We start from the raw sequence: 24,512 nt of genomic DNA, 5'->3' as shown, positions 1-24,512 counted from the left end.
TCACGAGGCGCGCATGTCGGCGGGCCTGCTGCGGACCCGCCATTTGTCGAATTCCATGACGAAGAAGATTGACGATGCGGCTAGGAGCAGCATCGCCCATTCCAGCAGCGATATGGGCGACAGTCGCAGGACCTCTCGCAACCAAGGGGTATACATGGCGGCGATGTGGAGTGCCTGTGCCGCTACAATAGAGGCAAGCAGAAGGGGATTGGCAAGGAACCCTAGCGCGAAAATGGATTTGCGCTCGGAACGGCTCGTGAGGGTCTGGAAGTTCTCGAAAAGGACGAACAACAACAGCAGCAGATTGCGGGCTTCGGTTTCGCCATAACCCTGCTTCAGCAGAACGTAGAACATCGCGAAACCTCCCGCGCCCATAACGAGCGTGGATTGCCATATGCGCCGGATCATTAGCCGATCGAAAATCGGTTCGGACGGCCGGCGCGGCGCGCGGCTGAGCTCGTCGCCCTCCGGGTTTTCGCTGGCCAGCGCAATGTCCTGGATGCCGTTGGTCACGAGATTGAGCCAGAGCAACTGCACGGGAAGAAGTGGCATAGGCATGCCGAGGGGAATCGCCAGCAGGAACAGCAGCAGTTCCGCAGCACCTGTCGACATCAGCATGAAAATGACTTTGCGAATGTTGGCGTAGGCGACGCGGCCCTCCCGGATGCCGCTGACGATCGAGGCGAAGTTGTCGTCGGTGATGACGATGTCGGCGCTTTCCTTGGCGACCTCCGTGCCCTTGCGCCCCATCGCCACGCCGATATGCGCGTGCTTCAGCGCCGGCGCATCATTGACGCCGTCGCCGGTGACGGCGACGAAATGCCCGTTGCGGGCCAGCGAGAGGACGATCGCCAGCTTTTGCGAGGGGGCAACACGCGCATAGATGCGACCATCGCGGGTCAGCCCGTCGAGACTTTCCTGTCCCTTTTCCTCGGCCCTGCGGACTTCTTCGCCGGTGACCACCTGATTATCGGTGAAGATCAGTCCGGCCTCTGAGGCAATTGCCGCCGCGGTTCTCGGGTCGTCGCCGGTGACCATCGCCACGTCCACGCCTGCTGTGTGGCAATCGCGAATTGCTTGCGGTACCTCCGGCCGCACTGGATCCTGCATTCCGGCAAGGCCCAGGAAGACCAGATCGACGAGGAGATGCCGGCCGAAGCCTCCATCTGCCTCGATCGCCGTCTCGCCCTCCGCGAAGGCCAGCACCCGCAGGCCACGCGCGGCCATCTCTACCTTTTGCCTGAGGAGGAGCTCCCGATCGATCGGTTCGGCACGACCAGCCATATCCATGCGGTCGGCCATGTCGATCAAGGTTTCCGCGGCGCCTTTGACGAAGATGCGAATACTGTCTGCGTGGCGGTGGAATGAGGCAGCATATTTGAGGTCCGGCTCATAGGGAATGCGGGCGACGAGAGGATAGTCGTCCTCGATCGCCTCGCGCGGCAGCCCTGCCTTGTGGGCGGCTGCCAGCAATGCAACATCGACCGTATCGCCGACGGCGGTCCAGCCGTTCGCTTCCTTGACGAGCGATCCTTCGTTGGGCAGCGACGCGGCCTTAAGCAAGGCAATGGCACGTTTCCGCGCCTCTGCGGGAGGGGTTCCGTCGCCCCGGATCGTGCAGGCGTCCAGATCAGCACCCGTATCGCAGACGATATCGGTGCCGTCCGGCAAGCGGATATCGGTCACGGTTAGCTCATTGAGCGTCAATGTGCCGGTCTTATCGGTGGCGATCATGGTGCAGGAGCCAAGCGCTTCGACTGCCGGCATTCGGCGTACGATGACGTGTGCTTTGGCCATACGGCGCATGCTGATTGCCAGCGCGACCGAGATCGCTATCGGCAGGCCTTCAGGGATCGCGCTCACCGCGAGGCCAACGGACATCATGAACAGCTCGTTGAGCGTCATCGCGCGCGCAATTCCAACAAGGACGAGAAGAGCGATGGCAGCCGCGACGATCCAGGCGATGAGCTGGGAGAAGCGTTCCAAACGGATCATCAAGGGAGGCTTGGCAAAGGATGCCTTGCCGATTTCGGCGGCAATCTTTCCCATCTCCGTGGTCGCACCGGTCGCGACGACGACGCCGCGTCCGCGACCACGCGTGACGAGCGTGCCCGCGAACGCCATGGGGCGCTCGCCCTCTCCGGGAGCAGCCTGGACCGGACCGGATTTGTGCACCGGTGCTGATTCGCCGGTGAGCAGGGACTCGTCACAAACGAGATCGGTCGCCCACAGGAGCCTGATGTCGGCCGGCACGCGTCCGCCCGCCTCAATGGCCACCCTGTCGCCCGGCACTAGGAGCCGAGCGTCGATTTCCCGCAAGCGTCCATCGCGGATGACGTTCGCATACGGCTGTTCAAGCCGGCGCAACGCCAAGGCGGCTTTGGTAGCGGTGTGCTCCTGCAGAGACCCGATGATGCCGTTCGCGATGAGTACGATGCCGATGAACAGCGCATCTTGCAGATCGCTTAATAGGAGAGATACCAGTGCCGCAGCCAGCAGAATGTAGATCAGAGGGCTGCGGAACTGGCGCACGAAAGTGATCGCGAGCGAGGAGGCTCGCGGTTCGGGAAGGCTGTTCGGGCCAAATTGCGCAAGCCGAAGGCGAGCCTCCTCTTCTGTAAGTCCGACACCCTCGCTACCGACAAGGGCTTCCCTGCGCGAAGTAAGATCGGGGAGGGTCGCGTAGGTCATCCGAAGCGCTCCATTCAGGAATTGAATCGGCCCTTGGGTTCTTCGATTGTCAAGTGATCCTCAACCGCCGTCACGCCTCGTGCCGACCAGGCCGCTCGCTCCGCCATGATCCTTTCGCGCCGGCTTTGAACCTTCCCCCGCAAGGTGACATGACTGCCGGATACTTCTACGTCGATGTTTTCGGCTTCGATCTCAGCATTGCGTTTGAGCGCCTCTCTGATGCCATGCCTGATGTCGAGCACATCCAGCATGGGACGGATCCTGAGGCGGTTGTCGATACCCGTGATGCCCGTCAAGCGACGCACCAAGCTCTCGGCTGCAGAGCGCTGGAAATGAAAGTCGACCGTTCCCTCCAGGGTCACATAACCGTTTTCGACCTTGACTTGGATGTCCTTGAGGTCGGCGATTGCGGCTCCCCAAGCAAGGATTTTTACCACGCGGCTGGCGATCTCGTCATCGGCAGCCTTCTTGTTCTCTGGCAAACGCACGACAATTTCCTCGGCGATCGCGCGTACGCCCTTCACTCTTTGGGCAACCCGTTCGGCAGTGTGTTTTTCCTCAAAGCTGTGAACGTGGCCGGTCAGAGTGGCGATGCCGTCTTCAACCGTCACGCCGATGTTCGCAGCGTCTATGCTGGGTTCATATTCGAGTTCATCCAAAATATCCTGGCGTAGGCGAATGTCGCTCATGATCGTCTCCTTCCTCTCAGCCAGTAGCCAAACGATGGTATAAGTATTGGCCATTCCCGACCAACGGTCTTTGAGGGACGTCAAGGCACGAACGCCCGATGGAGATTTAACCTCAACTCATCGGTCCACGTCTTAAGGAGGGGAGATCATGCTCATCAAGGAATTGTCCCGTCACGAATGCAATAGCGTGGTCGAGGCCGCTCACGTGGCTCGTCTTGCCTGCTGCAAGGAAGGAAGACCTTATATCGTGCCCGTCACTTATGCTTACACTGGCAACTGCCTCTATTGCTTTTCGATGCCTGGTCAGAAGATCGACTGGATGCGCGCCAACCCGCATGTGTGCCTTCAAGTCGATGAGTTTTCAGGTGAGCGCCGATGGAAAAGCGTCCTGGTTTTTGGTCGTTACCAGGAGTTGTCGCACGAAGGGCGCTGGCAGAGAGAGTACATGCATGCTTGGTCGCTGCTAGAGTCGCGGCCAAATTGGTGGGAGCCGGGTGGATTGAAGCCCGCACCACAAGGCGTCGTAGCAGCTTCGCCGCATATTTTCTTCAGTGTCGACATTGAAGACATGACTGGCCGAGCCGCATTCGAAGGTGAAGCATGACCGCAAGCAGGAAAGCGCAGCGTAATGCGGGGCCTTCCTTTCGATTTGGCAGGCAAGTGTTCAGTGCACCATCAACACCGGTACAATGGGTGCCTCGATCATCGCCTTGGTAACGCCTCCGAATATCCTTTCGCGAAGACGTGTGTGCCCGTACGCCCCCATGACGATCAGATCGGCAGAGGTATCAATTGCATGCTGGTTGAGAACCTCGTCGACTCGGCGCCCTCCGCTCGCAAGCCGATCGACGGTCACTTTGATGCCGTGGCGAGCGAGGTAGGTGGCGACATCGGCACCCGGTTCGTCGCCGCTTTTGGTTGAAGCCGCGCTTGGGTCGACCAGAACGACATTCACTTCCTCGGCGCTCTCCATGATTTCCAAAGCTTCGCGGGCCGCTCTCGCGGCTTCCATGGTCGAGTTCCATGCGAGAACAATTTTCTTCGGACGCAAGGTGACGGATTGGCGATTGGTTGCGAGAAGAACCGGTCGCGCCGAATAGAAGAGCGCTCCGTCGATGGCACGCGCTCGCAACGGAGAATCCGTCTTCAGACTGGCGCCGATCAACGTAACGTCCGCATAGCGCGCGCGGTTGCCGACATCGTCGTCGGCCCATGCGGTCTCGCAGTAGATGCCATTTGCATCGAATGAGATCCCGAGGCCCTTCAGCGTTGCTCGGACTCTCTCCACCGCCTTATCTAGTTGCTGCATATCCTCGGCCCGTTCGTCGAGCCAAGCGACCGACATGGCCGCATACTCTCCGAGCGGAGGCGGAACGGCGAGCTTGACCAGGAGAACCGAAAGATGGGCATTTGCGGGAGCGCAGAGATCTGCTGCCGCTGTTAAATCATTCTCGTTTTGGTTCGCATCAATCACCAAAAGAACTGTCTTGTAGGTCATTTCCTTGCTCCTCCGAAGCCGATTAACACTCTCATAAGCAATGTACCCCACGTGACGACGGCCACATTGATCTCTCTCAAGAAGCTCCCGCCTGAGACTGCGGCACCAATGTTGCGAGTCCGTGCGGTTGAATGGGTCGGGTGCCGCGAAATCGCATCCAGACGACCTCTACCTTTCCCAACCCAGACGGGGCCAAAACACCGCTGCTGAAAACCGACGGGGCTGTCAGCAGTCTGAGCATCGCATAGAACGGGCACCTTTTTTCAATCTGACTCGAGGAACGTCAGCGGACCATCAACACCGGTACAATGGGTGCCTCGATCATCGCCTTGGTTACACCACCGAACACCTTTTCGCGAAGGCGCGAACGCCCATAGGCACCCATGACGATCAGATCGGCGGCGGTGTCCAGCGCATGCTGATTGAGAATTTCCTCGACCCGGCGTCCGGCGCTGGGAAGCCGATCGACGGTCACATGTATGCCGTGTCGCGAGAGATAAGTTGCGACATCCGCGCCAGGTTCTCCGCCGTTCCTGCGAGAAGCTGCCGTCGGGTCAACCAGTACGACGTTTACGCTTTCGGCGTTTCTCATCATATCGAGCGCTTCGCGAGCGGCCCTTGTGGATTCGAAGCTTGAGTTCCAGGCCAGGAGAATCCTCTTGGGAAGCAAAGTTACCGATTGTCGGTTTGTTGCAAGCAGGACTGGGCGCGCCGAATAGAAAAGCGCACCCTCGATGGCGCGCGTCCGCAACGAGGGATCCATGCTGGTCCCGATCAATGTAACGTCAGCGTAGCGTGCCCGCTCTCCAACCAGGTCGTCGTCCCATGCAGTTTCGATGTACTCGCCGGCTACGTCGGACGATATTCCAAGGTCCTTGAGCGTCGTTCGTGACGCCTCGATGGCCTTGTCGAGCTGTTCAATTTCGGCCGCCCGAATGTCGAGCCATGCGACCGAGAGAGCCGTATAGTCTCCGAACTGAGGCGGAGCGACCTTCACCAGAAAGACCGAGAGATGTGCGTTTGCCGCGGCGCAGAGATCCGCCGCCGCTGTCAGATCAGCTTCATGTTGGTTGGCATCGAGCACGAGAAGAACTGTCTTGTAGGTCATTGCTCTGGTCTCCCCAGGCGGCGTGGAATTCTGAAAGCCAATTTACGCCAGATGGGGGCCGCTACATTGATCCCGGTCAAGAAGCTCCCGCCTGAGGCTGCAGCGCCATTGTCGCAATCCTTAGGGTTGAATCGGCCGGGTGCGGTAAAATCGCAAATCCAAACTCGCGGCACATTCTGAGCATTTTCGAATTCTCACTCAGAATGAGTCCTTCGATTCGTTGCAGACCGTCGGCTGCAGCATAATCCCTCAGATGAGCCAGAAGAGCCCAGCCAAGTCCTTGCCCCTGCAGGTCGGTCCTGACCAGCAAGCCATATTCCGCGGCCTCGTGATCGGGGTCCGCGTAAAGTCTGGCAATCCCGGCAAGCGTGCCGCTTTGCTTGTCGAGGCAAGGCCATCTCGCGTTCATAGTCCACCTGCGTGAGCCTCACCAGCATCTTGTCCTGGAAGTGCTTGCGCGATGACAGAAAGCGAAGCCGGATGTCAGCCGCGGATGTCTTGGCAAGAAAATCCGGGTAGAGTGCGGCGTCTGCCGGTCTGATCGGTCGCAATTGGTAAAGCCGGTCAGCGAGCGTGACCTGCTTTTCCCAATCGCTCGGATAAGGGCGGATCGCGAGATCGCGATTGGGGCCGGGGCGCGCGACAGCCTGCGGGTCGATTTCGATGCGCGCGTCGAGCGCGATGACTCCCTCGGCGCTGGCGACCATCGGATTCAAATCCATTGAGAGCACGCAGGGAAAATCGACGATCATCTGCGATAGCGCAGTGAGCGCCTTGCAGATCGCTGCCCTGTCTGCGGCCGGCTCGTTGCGAAAACCGGCGAGGAGCCTCCCGATCCGTGTCCGATCGATCAGGTCGCCGGCGAGCATGGTGTCAAGCGGGGGAAGCGCCACTGCGGTGTCTTCGACCACCTCGACGGAAACGCCTCCCGATCCAAACAGAATGACCGGACCGAAGATTGGATCTCGGCTGATGCCCAGGATTAGTTCCCGCGAGTGTCCGCGTTCAATCATCGGCTGGACGGCAAAGCCATCGACAACGGCATCTGGGTCGTGGGCCTTCAGCCGCGCGACAATCGCCTCGGCGGCTTCTCGGGCGGCCATAGGGGTTAAGATATCGAGGACGACGCCGCCCACATCGGATTTGTGCGTGATCGACATCGAGATCAATTTGACGACGACCCTCGTCGCGTCCTCGAGAAGCGATGCGGCAACCCTTTCCGTCTCCTCCGGCGAGCTTGCGATGACGGTTCGAGGGACTGGAATGCCATAAGCCGCAATGACCATCTTGGCTTCGGGTTCGTTCAGCATATGGCGCCCTTCACCAGCCACCCGCTGCAAAATGGATTGGACGACTGCACGGTCCGCAGGCGCTTCGGCCGCCTGGCTAGAGGGCACCCGCAGAAGCGCCTCCTGTGCCTTCGACCATCTGGCGAGATAGGAAACCGCCAAGGCTGCATCGGACGGTGTGTCGTAGCTTGCCAGCCCGGCCTGCTGCAGCACATGACGACCCTCACGAGCGGTCAGGCCGCCCAACCAGCATGTCAGAACGGGCTTGCCCGAGATTGTCCCGGACCGCGCAAGGGAGGCGACGGCACGAGCGGCATCAACGGGCGAGGCAAGGGCTGTCGGGCAATTCATGACGATCAGGATGTCCACTCCCGGACCGGGAGCGACGATCTCGACCGCCGCCCTGTATCGTTCGGGCGACGCATCGCCGATTATATCGACCGGATTGGCGCGCGACCAATCGGCGGGCAGGATTCGCTCCAGGCAGCGTATGGTGTCCGGAGAAAGATCCGCGAGCTCGCACCCCAAGTCCACCAGCCGATCCACGGCGAGGACGCCGGCTCCGCCGCCATTGGTGACTATTGCGACACGGCTTCGCTCAAGAGAGGGAAAGCGCGCGATGGTTTCCGTCGCGTCGAACAATTCGCCAAGGCCTTCGATTCTCAAGATACCGGCGCGGTGCAGAGCCGCGTCCACGACCTTATCGGCACCTGAAAGCGCGCCGGTATGCGTGGCCGCCGCTTTGGCTGCCTCCACGTGCCGGCCCGACTTGATCGCGACAACCGGCTTGACCCGAGCGGCGGCACGAGCCGCCGACAGAAACTTCCGGGGATTTGGGATGGTCTCGAGATACATGACGATCGCCCGCGTCTTGGGATCGCCAGCCAGCAGGTCGAGGAAATCGCCGGCGTCAGCATCGGCCATGTCGCCGAGAGAAATGATTTTGGAAAAGCCGACGTTGTTGTCGGCCGCCCAGTCGATCAATGAAGTCGCGATTGCTCCGGATTGTGAAAGCAACGCGATGTCGCCTGGCTGAGCCTGCAAGTGCGCGAAGCTCGCATTGAGCTTCGCTGATGGGACGATGAGGCCTACGGTGTTCGGCCCGATGATGCGAAAGAGAAATGGTTTCGCAGCATCGAGCATCGCTCGTCTCAGACCTTGGTCAGCGTTGAGGCCCGCCGTGATGACCACCGCAGCGCGCGTTCCCTTCACGCCCAGCTCATGGATGAGCGCCGGCACGGTTTTCGGAGGCGTGACAACAATCGCGAGGTCGGGAACACTTGGAATGTCCGCTACACGGCGATAGCAGCGAAGACCTGCCACCTCGTCGTATTTGGGGTTCACGGGCCAGATTTCGCCCTCGAATGCTGCCGCCATCACGTTTTCGATGATAACCCGGCCAAGCGATCCGCTGCGCGTTGAGGCGCCGATAATCGCAAGCGACTTCGGATCGATGGCGTGATGAAGGTTGCGAATGGTCATGGCTTCACCTCAAACTACGTGACCCACCAGGATATTGTAGTGTTTCGATGGTGCGTTGATCGCGCTCAAAGCACGCAACCCTTTCTGGAAATTGACCTTCCGCAATGCATTCGCCATCGCAACGGTTCATCCTTGTCGAATTGCTCCAGACGAATGCCGACAGGAAGGCTCCATGGGATCCTTAGCATCCGAATATGGAGGAGGGACCGCCTATTGGGCCGCCCCGGCCTCTGATCTGATGGCTGAGTATGGCACCCGTGCAACGGGTTTGAGCAGCGCAGACGCGCGCGAACGTCTGCAGCGTTATGGGCGCAATTCCGTGACGCGGGGAGAGAGGTTTCTGGCCCTTTCCGTTCTGGTCCGGCAATTCCGAAGTCCGCTCATTCTTATCCTTGTATTCGCAGCCGGCATGTCCGCCCTGGTGGGTGAGCGAACCGATGCGCTCATTATCATTCTCATCGTTCTTGTAAGCTGCGCCCTGAGTTTCGTGCAGGAATACCGAGCGTCGCGCGCCGTAGAGGCGCTTCGCAGGCGCATCGCTCAAAAGGCGACAGTGCTCAGAGACGGAGGGCCGAGTGTGATTTCGGCGTTGGATGTCGTGCCTGGAGACATTGTTCGACTTTCCGCGGGCAACCTTGTGCCCGCCGACGGCATCATTCTCGAAGCACGCGACTTCAACGTGAGCGAAGCAGTCCTCACTGGGGAAGCTTTTCCAGTCTCCAAGTCTCCCGGAACGGTGGACCCTGGAACCTCGTTGTCGGGAAGGTCGAACTCGGTCTTTACCGGGAGCTCGGTCCGCAGCGGCACTGCAAGCGTCGTCGTGATCAGGACAGGTGACGCTACAGAATTCGCAGCGATTGCCTCGGCGGTTGCACGGCGCAGTCCAGAGACCGAATTCGCGCGCGGAATTCGCCGTTTCGGTTATCTTATGACCGAGATTATGCTGGTAATCGTTATTCTCGTCTTCTTCGCTAATCTGCTTCTTCAACGCGAACCGATCGATTCGTTGCTGTTCTCCATCGCACTGGCCGTCGGGCTCAGTCCCGAACTCCTGCCGGCTATCATCAGCATTACGCTCGCGCGAGGAGCGCGCACAATGGCCCAAAGCGGCGTCCTCGTCCGGCGTCTCGAGTCAATCGAGAATCTCGGCAGCATGAACATGCTGTGTACCGATAAGACGGGGACGCTCACCGAAGGTGTTGTGCACCTGGACGCCTCCCTCGACGTCGGCGGAGAATCTTCCCCGAGAATTTATTTGTGGGCGCGGTTGAATGCTTCCATGCAAACGGGGCTACAGAACCCACTCGATGAAGCGATCGTCTTGGCAGAAAATGCACCGCCTTCCTCGTCTCTTTACTCGAAGGTGGACGAGATTCCGTATGATTTCGTCAGAAAACGGCTTTCTGTCGTCGTCCGGAAGGATGGTGATCCTGATGGCGATCTGTTGATTTGCAAGGGCGCTGTCGAGAACGTGCTGGCCGTTTGCAGTTCGATTTTGGACGGAGACGCGCCCACAGCTTTCACGGACGCGGCGAGGCAGGCGATCGACGAGAAATTTCGCTCGTGGAGTGGTGGGGGCTACCGAGTGCTTGGTTTGGCCGTTCGCAAAATAGCACGTTCGCAAGCATGTGGTCGGCAAGATGAAAAGGGACTGTGCTTCGCCGGCTTCCTGCTTTTTCTCGATCCACCGAAGGCGGGCATCAGCGAGAGCCTCAAAGTTCTTGCGAAGCGCGGCATTGGCTTAAAGATGATTACGGGGGACAACCGCCATGTCGCCGTGCACCTGGCGAACACCATCGGACTGAGCTCGTCGAGAATACTGACGGGCGGCGAGCTGTCGAAAATGACAAGAGACTCGCTGTTCGCACGAGCGCCCGATATCGACCTCTTCGTCGAGATCGACCCAAATCAGAAGGAACGGGTGATTGAGGCGCTGCGCCGTGCCGGTCATGTGGTCGGATATCTCGGGGACGGAATCAACGATGCGCCCGCTTTGCATGAAGCCGATGTCGGCATCTCGGTCGATGGGGCCGTCGACGTCGCGAGAGAAGCCGCGGATATCGTGCTCTTGAAACGCGATTTGAATGTTCTTCTTCGTGGCATTGACGACGGGCGCAGGTCCTTTGCCAACACAATGAAATACATCTCCATCACGACCAGCGCAAACTTCGGCAACATGATCAGCATGGCCTTCGCCTCCATGTTTCTGCCGTTTCTGCCCCTGCTCGCCAAACAGATCCTTCTCAACAATCTCTTGTCTGATGTGCCGGCGCTCGCCATTGCAGGCGACAGGGTAGATCGCGAGGAAATGCGCAGCCCCCGCCGTTGGGATATTCGCTACGTGCGTCGATTCATGGTGAGCTTCGGACTGGTGAGCTCGCTATTCGACTTCGTCACCTTTGCCGCTCTTGTTCTGCTGGTAAAAGCGGAACCAGCGACCTTTCAAACTGCCTGGTTCATCGAGTCCCTGCTCACTGAGCTGGCAATCGTGCTGATCGTGCGCACGCGGTCCTTCTTCTGGCGGAGCAGGCCGGGCCGAATGTTGCCCTTCCTGACACTGACGACCGCCATCGCGGCCGTAGCACTTCCCTATTCACCTTTCGCGGGCTATTTCGGGTTCGTGCCGTTGCCTTGGCCGCTAATGACAGGTCTGCTGCTGATCACGGTGACGTACCTACTGGCTTCCGAGCTCACCAAACACTGGTTCACTCGGTGGGACAGTCGGCTGCACAGGAGGTCGTATGATCCTGCAGCTCGTGCTTCACGAAGAGCTCTGAGGAGGCCAGACTCGGCTTGACGAGCCTTGTCAGTTGCCACCTCGCACGTCAATCGAGCAGCTCTCGTAGCCGCAACGCCAGCTCTCTGGCGGTGTAGGGCTTTTGCAGCCAACTTCCTGCCGCCCTGCCGGCAGCGCTCGGCCCGGCGTAGCCCGACGTGAACAGCATTTTCACACTGGGTCTGAGTTCGCGCACATGCTGGGCTAACTCGTCGCCACTCATGCCGCCCGGCATTATCATGTCGGCAAAAACGAGAGAGACTTCCGGATGCTCCGACAGGAATTGAAGCGCCTGCGCACCGGCTTCCGCCTCAATAACGGAATACCCGGCATCGCGCAGTCGCGAGACTACGACTCGGCGCACCCGTGCATCGTCCTCGACGACAAGTATCGTCTCATGGCCCCTTGGAATCGGCTCTGTGGCCGCATCTTCTCCTGCGCCAACCTGGGCGGACTGGCTTGCTCCTCGAGTTGCGGGTAGGAAGAGGCGGACGCTCGCTCCCTGACCGGGCTCACTATAGAGCTGAATATGCCCTCCGGATTGCTTGACGAAGCCGTAGACCATGCTGAGGCCAAGGCCTGTTCCCGCACCGGTGCCTTTCGTGGTGAAGAAGGGCTCGAAAGCGCGACGCTTGATCTCTTCGGTCATGCCGACGCCCGTGTCCGTTACGGCAACCAGGACATAGTGTCCCATTCGCACCTCTGGGTACATCTGGGCGTAGTCACGGTCGAGGGCCGTGGTCGAAATCTCGATGGTCAGGCGGCCACCGTTTGGCATTGCGTCGCGCGCGTTCAGCCCCAGGTTCAGGAGGGCGTTTTGAAGTTGGGAGACGTCGATCAGGGCGAGATTACTGCTGCCCTTTACGATCGTTGATAATTCTATGGTCTCGCCCAGGGTTCTGGACAGAAGCTTCGAAAAGTTAGCGACAAGTTCTCCAACGTCGACGAGCTTCGGATTAAGAGGCTGACGCCGACCGAATGCCAGCAATTGTGCTGTCAACTTTGCTCCATCGTCGGCCGCCGCCTGAGCTTCTCGCAAGAGTCCTCTGAGCTTCTCGTCTTGCAGCCGGGCCTCTATCATCTCCAGATTGCCGGTGATCACAGTCAGCAGATTGTTGAAATCATGCGCCAAGCCGCCGGTCAGTTGACCAACGGCTTCCATTTTCTGGGCTTGCCTAAGCTCCTCCTCGACGCGCTGGCGACTGGTCAGATCTCGGATGAAGCCGGTGAATATGCGGCGGCCATTAGCCATCGCTTCCCCCACTGAGAGCTCCATTGGGAACGTTGTGCCGTCCTTTCGTAGGCCGGTGACGACCCGCCCAATTCCGATGATGCGCCGCTCGCCTGTGCGTAGGTAGTTGTCCAGATAGTGGTCATGCGCCTCTCGGTGGGGAGAGGGCATCAGCATATTGACGTTCAATCCAACCACTTCGCTCTCGGCATGTCCGAATAGCCGTTCCGCCGCCACGCTGAAGGAGGTGATCGTGCCTGTTTCATCGATCACCACCATTGCCTCGGGGACGGTATCGAGGATGGAGCGGAGATGTGCCTCTCGCGCCGCCAGATCGGCCTGAGCGCGTCTAAGGTTCGTGATGTCGCTATCAGTTTGCACGACGACCTGGTCGCTTGCAGAGGCCGTCTGCACCCATCGGCTAGTGACGAACACAGGTGTTCCATTGCTGTGTCTGTGTACCAACTCGCCCGACCATGCACCATGACAACTCAAGTGATTGCGGATTTCCTCGAGCGGCACGGGAAATCTGGTGGACAGAAGATCATGAACAATTTTGCCCTGCGCTTCCTCGCCCGACCAGCCGTAAAGCTGCTCACAGCCTTTGCTCCATTGCCGGATCGTTCCGTCGGGCGCGTGGACAATCACGTTGGCGCCGTCGAGAGCATTGATGATCTTGGATTCCCGTTTCTCCATCTGGCGTCTTTCAAGCGTTTGCGGATGCGTACCGACCAGGACGAGCGAGAGGGGGCATCCAGTGCTCGCCTTCGTCGCCCTCGGCCAGCAGTCGAAGCGGTTCCATCTTCAAGACCTTGATCGAGCGGCGTCCTGCTGCCGCGATGATACCGCCGTTTGCAAGCTTTGTTATAGTGCGAGATACGGTCTCGATCGTCATGCCAAGATAATTGGCGATATCGAGGCGGGTCATGGGGAGGTCAACAATGGCACGATGCTCCGAGTTCCCTCTCTCCTTCATCAGCAGCAGGAAGTTGGCAAGCTTCTCCTCGGCACTCCTGCGTGAAAGAAGGACGGCTTGATCCTGCGCAGCAGTCATCTCATCGCGAAGCTTGGAGAATAGCTGCTCCTGCAAGCGTGGATCGCGGGCCACTTCGTCTTCAAAGCGGCGACGAGGGAAGCGGCGAAGTTGCACCGGGGAAATTGCCTCGACCGTGTAAAGATATCGCTCCTTGAGCGACACACCCAGGAGATCTCCGGTGCGTAAGAAGCCCACGATAATCCGACGGCCGTCGCCAAGCAGACGCAGCGCTCGCAGCATTCCATCTTCGACTTCGAAGATATGCGTGGCTTCGTCACCCTCCCAAAAGATGGCTTCACCGGGCTCGAATCTTTCGAGCGCTTGTCGGCTGAAAAGGCAAGAAAGATCCGCCGAAGGCAAGCCCACGGAACCCGCGGTCGCCGCGTGACCATCCTTGATGCTTAGGACCTGAACGCTCATGACTCCCTCCATCATTCATGATGGAAGAGTTGAACGCCGGGCCGTAACCTTACGACGACGCGCATGTGAAGTTTGGTGCTATATTGCAACAGATCGTAACAGCGCGCCGAAGAAAGCAGCGTGTGTGGGGGGCGTTTCATGACGAGTTCCCGGACATTGCCCGAGCACATCCTTGTAGTCGATGACGACTTGAGGATTCGACAAATGCTGTCGCGGTATTTTGAGGAGGAAGGATACCACGTAACCCTCGCCGGCGACGGACAGGAGATGCGCGATTGCCTCGATAAACAATCGATCGACATCATCCTGCTCGACCTGGTGCTGCCTGGCGAGGACGGGCTGACGCTTGCGCGCGACCTCCGCGCGCGCTCGGATGTACCGCTCATCATGCTGACCGGTCGCGATGACGTGGTCGACCGGGTCGTCGGGCTGGAGGTCGGCGCGGACGACTACATCGCCAAACCCTTCCACCTTCGGGAAGTACTGGCGCGAGTCAGGGGCGTTCTTCGTCGCCGCCAACCTCAGCCATCGTCGAGCTTCGGCGACCAGTCGTCAGAAATCTACTGCTTCGAGGGGCTGCGTCTTGATATCGGGCGTCGCCAACTGCTGTCGGAAACTGGGAGCGAGATCCTGCTGACGACCGGTGAGTTCGATATGCTCTGTGTGCTCGTGAAGCACGCGGGTCGCGTCCTTCAACGTGAATTGCTTATGGATCTGACACGGCGCCGTAACCTCGAAGCTTTCGACCGCACCATTGACGCACAGATTGCACGGCTGCGGCGCAAAATCGAGCGTAACCCCAGCCTCCCCGGCCTTATCAAGTCGGTCAGAGGGGTTGGCTATGTCTTCAGCGCAAGGGTGACACGGCATGAAGCGTAGTTTCACCACTTTGAATCGTTTTATGCTTTTGTCCTTACATCGGCGCCGATTTAGGGAGACACGCAGTAGCAACGGCGACTGAGATTGCTCCCAGCCGGCATTGGGACTTATTGCACAGGTATGAGGATTCCGCGATCATTTCGCCGCCCCATATCCGTCGACCCAGGCCAGTTGGCCGGTTCAAGTGCGGCGACGCGAATGAAGCCGCAATGCTTGTTGCGAGCGACCGCCATCAAATAGCCGAGAAGGGCGTTGGACGCACCGCGCGTGTCCCCTGCGCTTATGACGACGAACACCGGCACGTCGAGCATTCTGCCGTACGTTTTGTTGTGCACCAGGCGCATGATGCAGACGCCGGTGATATAACCCAGCGGATTCTCTGCGGTTACTACTTCTTCTGCATATGGCGTCGGCCATTTTCGCGCGAATGCCGTCGCGCAAAGGTCGCGCCAGGCCTGCAAATCGACGTCGTATCCGACCGCCTCGATCAGCCGGTACGTTTTGTCGACCTGAGGGTGCTTGACCGGACCGACGGAGTAGCCGACAGCCATGTTTCTCTCCATAAGACACGCTTCTCAACCGCGCCCGCTGAGCCTTGTCCTCAACACGGCGGACCCTCAGCAGGACGCGACCCTCAGCGAGCCCAGCCCCTGCAAATTACCTCTGACCCCGGCATCACTTCGCGCCGCGAGCAATGCATTGGAGGAGATTTTCGGGAAAATTGCGGGTCTCGTCTTTGACGTTCATCAAAGAGGTGAAAGCGGCAGGAGTTTGATGAGAGTCAAAGCTTCCGGCTCGTATTTGCTGTTTAGATTACGTGAGAGGCGTGGTTCTAGCGCAAGAAAGGGCAACTGCACCAGCCGCGGTTCAGACAGTTGCGATTTCGCGCGCGTTCCAATCCACTGACTTAAGGCGACGGGGCGTGTCATGTCCATCGATCTTCGCGGCCGTAGCGTACTGACGCTCGAGCAGTTCGCACCAGAGGAAATCCGATTTCTGTTGCAGCTCGCCGCCGAGCTGAAGGCGGCGAGGCGAAACGGCAACGAAACTCCCCGGCTCAGTGGCAGGAATATTGTGCTCGTGAGCGAGGGGGACTCGACCGGCGCTTTCTTCGGGTCCGAAGTCGCAGCCTACGACCAAGGCGCACGCGTCGTCAGCCTGACGCTTTCCGCAAGCCATGTGGGGCAATGCGGATCGATCAAGGACACGGCCCGGGTGCTCGGCAGGATCTACGACGCCATCGAATATTGTGGTCATGCCCAAAGCGTTGTGGAGGAGCTGGCGGCCTACGCTCATGTGCCCGTCCATAACGGCTTCACCGACGAATCCCATCCAATTCACGCGTTGGCGGATTTTCTGACGATGCGGGAAATTGCCGGCAAGGAGCTGCGCGACGTCACGATCGCTTTTGTGGGGGACGGTCGCAGCTCCATCGCCAGATCGCTCGCCATGGGCGCGGCCAAGCTCGGCATGGATTTCCGCATGGTCTCGCCGCCGATATTCAGGCCCGCTCCGTCCTTCCTTGACGGCGTGGTGTCGGAGGCGCGCAAGCATGGTGGGAAGTTTACAGCCCTGGAACATGTGGGCGCCGGGGTGCTGGCGGCTGATTTCATTTACACGGCTTCTTGGCTGGGAGAGCAGGAGGAGGGCTGGGCGGAGCGCATCAGACTACTAGCGCCGTTCGGCGTCAGGGCGAATGTCATGGAGGCCACCGAAAATCCGCATTGCAAGTTCATGCATTGCTTGCCCGCTTTCCATGATAACAGCACAAAGGCAGGAGCCCGCGTTGCAAAGCAGTTCGGTCTTGGCTGCATGGAGGTCTCCGACGCGATCTTTGAATCGAAAGCTTCTCTCGTCTTCGATCAGGCGGAAAACCGAATGCACGCGATCAAGGCGATCCTTGTCGCGACCATTGGAGACCCGCACCACGTCAGCGCGCAAGGCACGCTGTAGCGCTTTGAAACGCTGCATGTTTTATCCTGAAATCGGCTACGACTTAAGGAAACATGCAGCAGGCCCCCGGATTGAGTGGACTTCGTTCCACTTGCCGCCGCCCAGGCCTGATGCCGACGCATGGCGGTCTGCATCTTTGATCCGCATCAAGTCGCCCGCCGATGCAAGCGTGCATGCTTCGACATTGTCTTCGATGAGGTCCGTGCTGTGGCGATTGAACCGATCATCCGTTTTCATGGTGCCGCGGGAACCGTTACCGGTTCCTGCCAACTCGTCGAATTCGGTACGACGAAGATCCTCATCGACTGCGGTCTGTTCCAAGGGTCGAAGACAGAAAAGGAACTGAATTACCGCCCCTTTCCCTTCGACCCCAGGAAGATCGACGCCGTCATACTCACGCATGCGCATATCGACCATTCGGGCCTGCTGCCGAAGCTTGTCAGGCTTGGCTATGATGGCCCGATCTTCGCGACGCCCGCGACTACGGATCTCTGCTCCGTCATGCTGCCGGACTCTGCGCATATCCAGGAGAGCGAAGTCGACCAGCTCAATCGCCGCAACCTGCGCCGGGGCCGGCAGACCGTGACGCCGATTTACACCGCACGCGACGCCGCTTCCGCGATCACACTGTTTCGGCAAGTGCGCCTCGGCTCCTGGGAGAAGGCGGGCGAGGGAATTCGCTTCCGTTTCTGGAATGCCGGACATCTGCTCGGATCGGCCTCCGTCGAGATGGAGATCGATGCCGCACCGTCGCCGTTGCGTTTGTTGTTTTCCGGCGACATCGGTCCGCGCCACAAGCTCCTGCAGTTCGATGCGAGAGCGCCGAGTGGCTGGGATTATGTCATCTGCGAGAGCACCTACGGCAACGTCGAGCGCGACGAAACGAACGATGCCGCTCGACGTCACATCCTGCGCTCCGAGGTGTTGACGGCAGCGCATCCGAACGGCGCACTGATCATTCCTTCCTTTGCCGTGGAACGCACGCAGGAGCTGCTTACCGACCTCGTATTTCTGATGGAAACTGGTGGCGTCCCCAAGTGCCCGATCATCATCGACTCTCCACTTGCTACACGCGCGAGCGAGATCTTCCGCCGGCATGCGCGCGAGCTTGAAAACGGCGATGTTCTTGTCAGGGCAATCGAGGCGAAGAACGTGCGCTTCACCGAGACGGCGGAGCAGTCCAAGGCGATTGATTTCATCAGGGGCTTCCACATCGTCATCGCTGCGAGCGGCATGTGCGAGGCCGGGCGCATTCGCCACCGGTTGAAGAATTGGCTCTGGCGAGACGAGGCGACAGTGTTGTTGGTCGGGTATCAGGCGGCCGGCACGCTCGGGCGCTTTCTCGAAGACGGCGCCTCGACGGTGCGCATACAGGGCGACGATATCCGCGTCCGTGCCCGGATCAGGAAGCTGGACATCTATAGCGGCCATGCCGATGGCGGAGAGCTTGCCGACTGGGTGCAGGCCCGGCAGCCGATCAGCGCTGGTGTCTTTCTCGTCCATGGAGAGGCTGACGCACTTGAGGGGCTGAGGGAACGCCTCGTGACCTTCCTACCCCAGGATCACCTGATCCGACCGGGGCTGGACAGCGCTTTTCGTCTGAGCCGGCAAAGAGCGGTCGAGATCTCCGAAGTGATGCCTCCGCCGCGCATCGATCCGATTTTGGCCGGACGGACGGATTGGCACAATGATTTCCAGTCGCTCGTCCTCGATCTGCAGGACGAACTGGCCAAGGCTGCGGACGACAAGGCGCGTCGAGTCGTAATCCGCCGGTTGCGTCGCGCCTTGCAGGAAGAAGCATGAGACGCGCGTCTGGAACGGACTGTGACGCAAGATCAGAGGGGAAGCACACGTGAGCGTGCCCGCGCTTGATAGATGCTACACGATCCTGATCCGTGTTGACCAAGTTGTGCGCCTTTTCAATTCTCTCGATCCGACGCCATTTCGGGAGCGCGATTTGGATGACGATGCCGAGCGGTTTATCGTCGAATGGGCTCAAGAAGCTCCCGGCAACGCGTCCATCGAGATTGTCGTCCAGTTGCCGACGACGGAAGCAAAGCCGGAATACACCCACGCTCTGCAGGAGGCGGTGCGGTACAATTTCGAGAGTCGCGCCAATCAGGCACACCGGGAATTGCGCGAACTCCTGAGAGAAGGGCGACGCGTCCTGCTCATCGGCATCCCGATCCTCGCGTTCAGCCTAATCGCCAGCCAAATGATCAGCGATGCCGCGGGAACGGCAACATATTCGCGGGTGATCGGGGAAAGCCTGCTGATCTTCGGCTGGGTGGCTAACTGGCGCGCGCTGGAAATCTTCCTCTACGGCTGGTGGCCGATTGTACGCCGGCACCGACTCTATCGCCGTCTCGCTGCAGCAACGGTCAAGGTCTTGTCGGTCGGATCTTTCTCGTCCTCCCCCGACGAGAGCGCGAATTGATGCGCATCAATGCATCGCCGGGCAAATCCGGCTGAAATTTCGGGCATTGCTGCATGGAGCGTAAAAATGCTCAAGATCTCAACGGTTCTAGCCTTGGCCGCTCTACTCAACAGTTTGGGAGGGGCTGCCGGAGCGATCGAAATCGAAGCGGGCGTGTCCGCGGTGTTGCAGCGGGTACAGCCGGCGGTCGTCAGTATCCGCACGATCAGCAGCGGAATTTTCAGAAGCGAAGCGCTTGATGATCCGAACGTGCGGAGAGTGCTGGGTCTTCCCGATGATGTGGTTATCTTGCAAACCGGTGTGACTGCGACGGGGTCAGGAGTGATCATCGATCGGGAGAACGGGTACATCATCACGAGTCGTCACCTTGTTGCCGACGCCGACGATGTGTCCGTGAAGCTTGCGGACGGACGGGTATTCCAGGCCGACAGGGTAGGGGAGGATGCGCCGACCGACCTCGCGGTTGTCAAAATCGAGGCACCAAGCCTTTCCTCGGTCAAGTGGGGACATTCATCCGAACTGAAGGTCGGTGATTTCGTCATCGCGGTGGGCAGTCCTTTTGGTCTGACACAAACGGCGACCTTCGGCATCGTCAGCGGTTTGGGCCGCTCGGGTTTGGGTGCCGATGAGTACGAGGACTACATCCAGACCGATGCGGCCATTAATCCAGGCAATTCAGGCGGTGCGCTGGTCAATGCCTCCGGCGAGTTGATCGGTATTGCACGCGGGATTGCTGCGCCAGACGAAGCGACTACCGGCATAGGCTTTGCGATTCCGTCCGACATCGCAGTGCAAATCGTGCGGGAGCTGATCGCCCACGGCGAATACAAGCGCGGGTGGCTTGGCCTCTCGGTCACGGGCGCCGCGGATATGGGGGTAGGTGGTGCCACTGAGACGCAAGGGTTTGTTGTGAACGAGCTCGTCTGCAATTCGCCGGCGGAACGACAAGGCGTGCGCCTCGGCGACATTGTCGTCGCACTGGATGGCCGGACGTTCCCGACGGACACCGCTTTCAGGAACGCGATTAGCCTGCTCCCGGCGAACGCCCGCATCACGCTTGATGTTCGTCGAGGAGAAAAGTTGCAGAAGCTGAGTGTCACGCTTTCTGACGCGGCCGCTCGGCGCAACTTGGACTTGGGCCAGGAATCGGTGGTCGTCGAATTTCCATCCGCCAATGGTTCACCGGCTTGTGCGCCGGCGGGAGCGGTCTTCGTCGACGTTGCATCGGGCAGCGTCGCCTATTCGATGGGGTTGAGAACAGGCGATTATCTGACGGCCATCAATGGCGAGCCGCCCGTCTCCGTCGATCAGATCCGAGGCGTTCTGGAAAGTGCTCAAGGGAGTGCTTCCGTCGACATCCTGCGCGCAGGGACCGCGTACCGGCTGGAACTCGAATAAGCGCGGATTGCGTCCCTTCCGCGTCTGCTGAGACGCGCGGCGCTGTAGGCGGGCTAACGCTCCACGATAGCGACCCCGTCCTTGACCCGGTCGCTCGGGTACAGAATAACTCTGTCTCCAGGACCGAGCCCTTCTCGGATTTCCACGGAGAGCGTGTTTCGCTGGCCGACGGCAACGCGGCGCAATTGCGCCCGTCCCTCTGCTGAGACAAACACGGCCCATTGGTCGCCCTGCCGGAACAGAGCGCCAAGCGGCAGGTTTAGAACTTCGCCTTCGAACAGGATGACGCGCACGTCTACGCGATAACCATGCCCCAGCGAACGCCAACCTTCCGGCGGATCGGCAAAATCCAGCACGACGTCTACGCGCTGTTCCTCGATCCCGAGCGCCGACACCTCGGTTTGTCCGAAGGGCTCGACGCGCCGCACGACCGCGTTGAGATCCTCTCCGCCCCAGCCGGTGATGATCGCCTTCTGGTTGGGCCTGATCTGGACCGCATCCTCCGAAAGAAAATTGGCGACGATCTCCAGATCCGCAGGATCGCCGATATCGAGCAGCGGCGTTCCGGCTTCCACGACGCCTTCACTGCGGCGCATGATCTGCAGCACCACACCGCTCACCGGCGCGGTTACCGACATGCATTCGCAGTCGTCGCGGAGGCTCCGGATCTCCTGCCGCGACAGGAGGCGTGATTGCGCCTGATGAAGCTCGTGCTCTCGCACTTTCAGCGCCGCTTCGGCGGTAGCGAGATTGGCTTGTGCGACGTTGTGGGCACGCTCGGCATCTTCAAGGGCGCGCTGAGAGATCGTCCTGCGTTCGATTAGCAGTCGGGCTCGGGCGCGCTCTCCCTCGGCAAACGTCAAGTCGGCTTTGGCCTTGTTGAGTTCGGCGGCGGCGAGGTTATGAGCCGCCCGCGCCGCCTCGACGGCCGCCTGCAGCTCCGCCTCTATCCGCACGTCCAGGAAGGCTGGCGGAGCGGGCTCGATTTGTGCGAGCTGGGTCTTTCCAGCCTCGACGAGATCGCCGGCTTCGGCGGTGATCCGCTGCAACTGGCCACGCAACGGCGCATGAAGCGTGTAGACGTCGCGCACGCGCGTTTCGCCCTCCTCGTCGATGGTGACGCGGAGTAAGCCCTTTTCCGCCGTGGCGAGGTCAACCGGGATCGGCTGCGGCCGCAATGCGTAGGCGATGCCGGCTACGAGCAAGGCCAACAGGCCGCCCCAGATCACCAACCTGCGTTTCACGACGTTCACGGACTACTCCCTTGTCTTCAGCACTGCGATCAGGTCCAGACGATCGAGCCGCCGACGCACGACCGCGGCGCAGACCAGCGTGGCCGCGAGCGCGATCAGCGCCGCCTTGCCGTAGGTTGCATCCCTCAAGACGAGCGGCACGCGGTAGAGTTCCGTCTCGAAGGCGCTCGTCATGTACCATGCAAGGCCATAGCCGATGGTTGCGCCGAGCGGGATCGCGAGCCATGTCAGAATGCCGACTTCGCCAAGCAGAATGTAGGAGATTTCCCAGCGGCTGAAGCCGAGTACGCGGAGCGTCGCCAATTCGCGCGCCCGTTCGGAAAGCGCGATGCGGATCGAATTGTAGGTGACGCCGACTGAAAGCGTCATCGAGAAGGCGACGAAGAAGCCGATGAAGATAAAGATCGTTTCTCCCATCGTCTTGTAGAACGTGTCGATCGCGGCCTGCCGGAAAAGCACAGCGGCGATGTTGGGGATGTCCTTGAGGCTCTCCAGCAACGTCGCGCGGCTCGGAGCATCGACGCGCATGTGCAGGCCACTCACGACGCGGCCGTCGCCGGCCATCCGGTTGAGCGCGGTCATGTCCATATAGGCGGGCGTGCCGAGATACGTTTCGAAGATCTGCACCACCGGCAGGCTCAGTCGCGTCTGGCGCCCTTCCAGGAGCTCGATGTCGACGGTTTCGCCGGCGCTCACATCGAGAAGCTCAGCGAGCTTGCGTGAGACCATGAGCCCGCCGGGAGGAACCTCGATACGCCCGCGCTCGACGTCGAAGACGGGACTGAGGATGGCGCCGGCCGGGGCGCCAATGATGCCTTGTCGCTCGGAGAGATGCGCGTGACGGATGCGTGCCGAGACAAAACGATAGGGTTCCGCCGCCAGGACGCCCGGCAGATTCTCGAAGTCCGCGACCGTGTCGATCGGCTGCTTGTCGTTGAACGCAACCGTCGCGTCCTGGTGCTGTCCACGCTCGAAGGCGGTCTCGGCAAGAGAATCTATGGCATCGACCCATTGCAGGGCCATGATCAGCACAGCGATCGACAGGGCGAGGCCGAGGCTCGCGAGAAAGGCCCTGACGGGCCATCGGATGATGCGCCGGAAGATCATGCGCGACGGCTCGTCCAAGGCGCCGGCGAGCGCCGTCCGCGATGCCCACATGCGCCGATAGACCGGCGGGGAAGGGGGCAGCATGGCTTCCGCAGGCGGCAGTCGTACGGCCCGCCGTACCGCGGCGAGGCTGCCGGCGAGCGCCGCACCGAGGCTGATGGCGCCGGCGATCACGAAGCCGGCGGGGCCGGGGCGGTAGAGCAGGAACGGAAAGCGGTAGAACTTGGTGTAGAGCTCGGTGTTCCAATGGCCGAGCCATGCACCGATCAGCGAGCCGATCAGGATGCCGATCGTGCCGATGACGAGGACCATCTTGGCGTAGTGCCAGCCGATCGCCCAATTGCCGTAGCCGAACGCCTTCAGGAGCCCGATCTCGCGGCGCTCGGTCTCGATCAGCCGTGCCATCACCATGTTGGTCAGAAAGGCGGCGACGGCGAGGAAGATGGTCGGCATGATCCGCGACATGTTCTTTTGCTGGGCGATCTCGCTTTCCAGGAACCAGTTCGAGGTCTGGTCGGCGCGGCCATAGGCACCGATGCCGCCGAAGGGAGCCAAGAGGCCGTCAAGCCGGCGGATGACGTCTTTTTCGTCAGCGCCCGGCAGCAGGCTGAGGGTGACGTTGTTGAAGGAAGCCTTGAGGTCGAAGGCGGCCGTCAGCGCGTCATGTCCCATCCATAGGATGCCGAAACGCTCGTCGTCCGGCATCAGGCCGCCGGGGGCGATCGCGTAGACGAATTCGGGGCTAAGCGCGGTGCCGACGACCTGCAACGTGCGTTTACGCCCCCTCAAGACTGCATCGAAATTGTCGCCGGGCTTCAAATCGTGAGCCTCGGCGAAAGGCTCACTGACGACCACCTCGTCGGGACGGGTCGGGTCGGCCAGGCGTCCGGACCTGACAACCAACGCGTTCAGAAGCTGGGGCCCCCGTTCGGGCAGCGAGAGCAACTGGGCAACGACCGGCTCTGCAAAACCCGGCATGTCGAGAATCGCGCCTTCGACGATACGCGTCTCCACGAGGCGGACGCCTGGAATATCCGCGATTTCACGCTGGAGATTTTCGGGCGCCCGTTTTGCCTGGGCAAACACATCGGCAAAACGGGTCCGTTCGTAATAGGCGGCGGTCGTTTCCTCGAGGGCTTCGATCGTCGTCAGTGCCATGATGAGAAGGGCGGTGCCGGACGCGATCACCAGTGCGATGGCAAGAACCTGCGCCTTCAGTCTCCAGAGTTCACGGATGAGCTTGCGATCGAGACTGCTCATCATTT

Annotated in this window: 16 protein-coding genes and 1 pseudogene; 7 read left to right on the top strand and 10 right to left on the bottom strand. The window is 60.2% G+C overall.

All coding sequences use genetic code 11. The annotated features are described in order from the left end of the window. Together N181_RS08250 and N181_RS08245 are read right to left on the bottom strand one after the other, a co-directional pair. Complete coding sequence (locus N181_RS08250) at positions 1–2,691, bottom strand: cation-translocating P-type ATPase (protein ID WP_014857930.1); 2,691 nt, start codon at positions 2,689–2,691, stop codon at positions 1–3. A 14-nt stretch (positions 2,692–2,705) separates the two neighbouring features. Next, positions 2,706–3,380 carry a BON domain-containing protein gene (locus N181_RS08245; protein ID WP_015633538.1) on the bottom strand — a complete coding sequence of 225 codons (675 nt, stop codon included), beginning with the start codon at positions 3,378–3,380 and terminating at the stop codon, positions 2,706–2,708. Between the two features lie 148 nt (positions 3,381–3,528). On the opposite strand from N181_RS08245, the gene N181_RS08240 reads away from it, so the two are divergent. Next, entirely contained in the window at positions 3,529–3,984 is a 456-nt protein-coding gene (locus tag N181_RS08240; RefSeq protein WP_014857928.1) for a pyridoxamine 5'-phosphate oxidase family protein, read from the top strand. A 60-nt stretch (positions 3,985–4,044) separates the two neighbouring features. Here the strand turns inward: N181_RS08240 and N181_RS08235 are convergent, their stop codons facing one another. The 3 genes and pseudogenes from N181_RS08235 to N181_RS08225 all read right to left on the bottom strand — a co-directional run bounded on the left by N181_RS08235 (position 4,045) and on the right by N181_RS08225 (position 8,757). Continuing rightward, the gene (locus N181_RS08235) at positions 4,045–4,878 is read right to left on the bottom strand and encodes a universal stress protein (RefSeq protein WP_014857927.1); all 834 of its coding nucleotides are present in this window, start codon (positions 4,876–4,878) and stop codon (positions 4,045–4,047) included. Between the two features lie 283 nt (positions 4,879–5,161). Further along, positions 5,162–5,986, bottom strand: coding sequence for a universal stress protein (locus N181_RS08230; RefSeq protein WP_014857925.1), 825 nt, complete (start codon positions 5,984–5,986; stop codon positions 5,162–5,164). A 76-nt stretch (positions 5,987–6,062) separates the two neighbouring features. Further along, positions 6,063–8,757, bottom strand: a pseudogene (locus N181_RS08225) (bifunctional acetate--CoA ligase family protein/GNAT family N-acetyltransferase). Positions 8,758–8,929: 172 nt separating this feature from the next. Here N181_RS08225 and mgtA point away from each other — a divergent pair. Beyond that, a complete protein-coding gene (mgtA, locus tag N181_RS08220) occupies positions 8,930–11,554 on the top strand; it encodes a magnesium-translocating P-type ATPase (protein WP_014857923.1) in 2,625 nt (874 codons plus the stop codon). 28 nt (positions 11,555–11,582) lie between these two features. On the opposite strand, the gene N181_RS08215 is transcribed toward mgtA, so the two are convergent. Together N181_RS08215 and N181_RS08210 are read right to left on the bottom strand one after the other, a co-directional pair. Continuing rightward, entirely contained in the window at positions 11,583–13,460 is a 1,878-nt protein-coding gene (locus tag N181_RS08215) for a PAS domain S-box protein (RefSeq protein ID WP_014857922.1), read from the bottom strand. A gap of 10 nt (positions 13,461–13,470) precedes the next feature. Continuing rightward, positions 13,471–14,220 carry a Crp/Fnr family transcriptional regulator gene (locus tag N181_RS08210; RefSeq protein ID WP_014857921.1) on the bottom strand — a complete coding sequence of 250 codons (750 nt, stop codon included), beginning with the start codon at positions 14,218–14,220 and terminating at the stop codon, positions 13,471–13,473. Between the two features lie 138 nt (positions 14,221–14,358). Here N181_RS08210 and N181_RS08205 point away from each other — a divergent pair, with 138 nt between their 5' ends. After that, a complete protein-coding gene (locus tag N181_RS08205) occupies positions 14,359–15,099 on the top strand; it encodes a response regulator (RefSeq protein WP_014857919.1) in 741 nt (246 codons plus the stop codon). A 107-nt stretch (positions 15,100–15,206) separates the two neighbouring features. On the opposite strand, the gene N181_RS08200 is transcribed toward N181_RS08205, so the two are convergent. Beyond that, positions 15,207–15,650 (bottom strand): hypothetical protein, encoded by a 444-nt coding sequence (locus tag N181_RS08200; RefSeq protein ID WP_014857918.1) that lies wholly within the window; start codon positions 15,648–15,650, stop codon positions 15,207–15,209. A gap of 376 nt (positions 15,651–16,026) precedes the next feature. On the opposite strand from N181_RS08200, the gene argF reads away from it, so the two are divergent. The 4 genes from argF to N181_RS08180 all read left to right on the top strand — a co-directional run bounded on the left by argF (position 16,027) and on the right by N181_RS08180 (position 20,887). After that, positions 16,027–17,052, top strand: a complete 1,026-nt coding sequence (gene argF, locus N181_RS08195) for an ornithine carbamoyltransferase (RefSeq protein WP_014857917.1) — start codon at positions 16,027–16,029, stop codon at positions 17,050–17,052. A gap of 207 nt (positions 17,053–17,259) precedes the next feature. Then, a complete protein-coding gene (locus N181_RS08190) occupies positions 17,260–18,855 on the top strand; it encodes an MBL fold metallo-hydrolase (protein ID WP_037456734.1) in 1,596 nt (531 codons plus the stop codon). Positions 18,856–18,904: 49 nt separating this feature from the next. After that, positions 18,905–19,489 carry a hypothetical protein gene (locus N181_RS08185; RefSeq protein ID WP_014857915.1) on the top strand — a complete coding sequence of 195 codons (585 nt, stop codon included), beginning with the start codon at positions 18,905–18,907 and terminating at the stop codon, positions 19,487–19,489. A 66-nt stretch (positions 19,490–19,555) separates the two neighbouring features. Further along, complete coding sequence (locus N181_RS08180; protein ID WP_014857914.1) at positions 19,556–20,887, top strand: trypsin-like peptidase domain-containing protein; 1,332 nt, start codon at positions 19,556–19,558, stop codon at positions 20,885–20,887. Positions 20,888–20,940: 53 nt separating this feature from the next. Here the strand turns inward: N181_RS08180 and N181_RS08175 are convergent, their stop codons facing one another. Continuing rightward, positions 20,941–22,140, bottom strand: coding sequence for an efflux RND transporter periplasmic adaptor subunit (locus N181_RS08175; RefSeq protein WP_014857913.1), 1,200 nt, complete (start codon positions 22,138–22,140; stop codon positions 20,941–20,943). Between the two features lie 3 nt (positions 22,141–22,143). Continuing rightward, positions 22,144–24,507 carry an ABC transporter permease gene (locus tag N181_RS08170; RefSeq protein WP_014857912.1) on the bottom strand — a complete coding sequence of 788 codons (2,364 nt, stop codon included), beginning with the start codon at positions 24,505–24,507 and terminating at the stop codon, positions 22,144–22,146. Between the last annotated feature and the right edge of the window lie 5 nt (positions 24,508–24,512).

This window comes from Sinorhizobium fredii USDA 205, from assembly GCF_001461695.1.
Taxonomy (GTDB): Bacteria; Pseudomonadota; Alphaproteobacteria; order Rhizobiales; family Rhizobiaceae; genus Sinorhizobium; species Sinorhizobium fredii.
The sequence above is the reverse complement of the archived record's forward strand: the minus strand, read 5'-3'. Positions and strand labels throughout refer to the sequence as shown.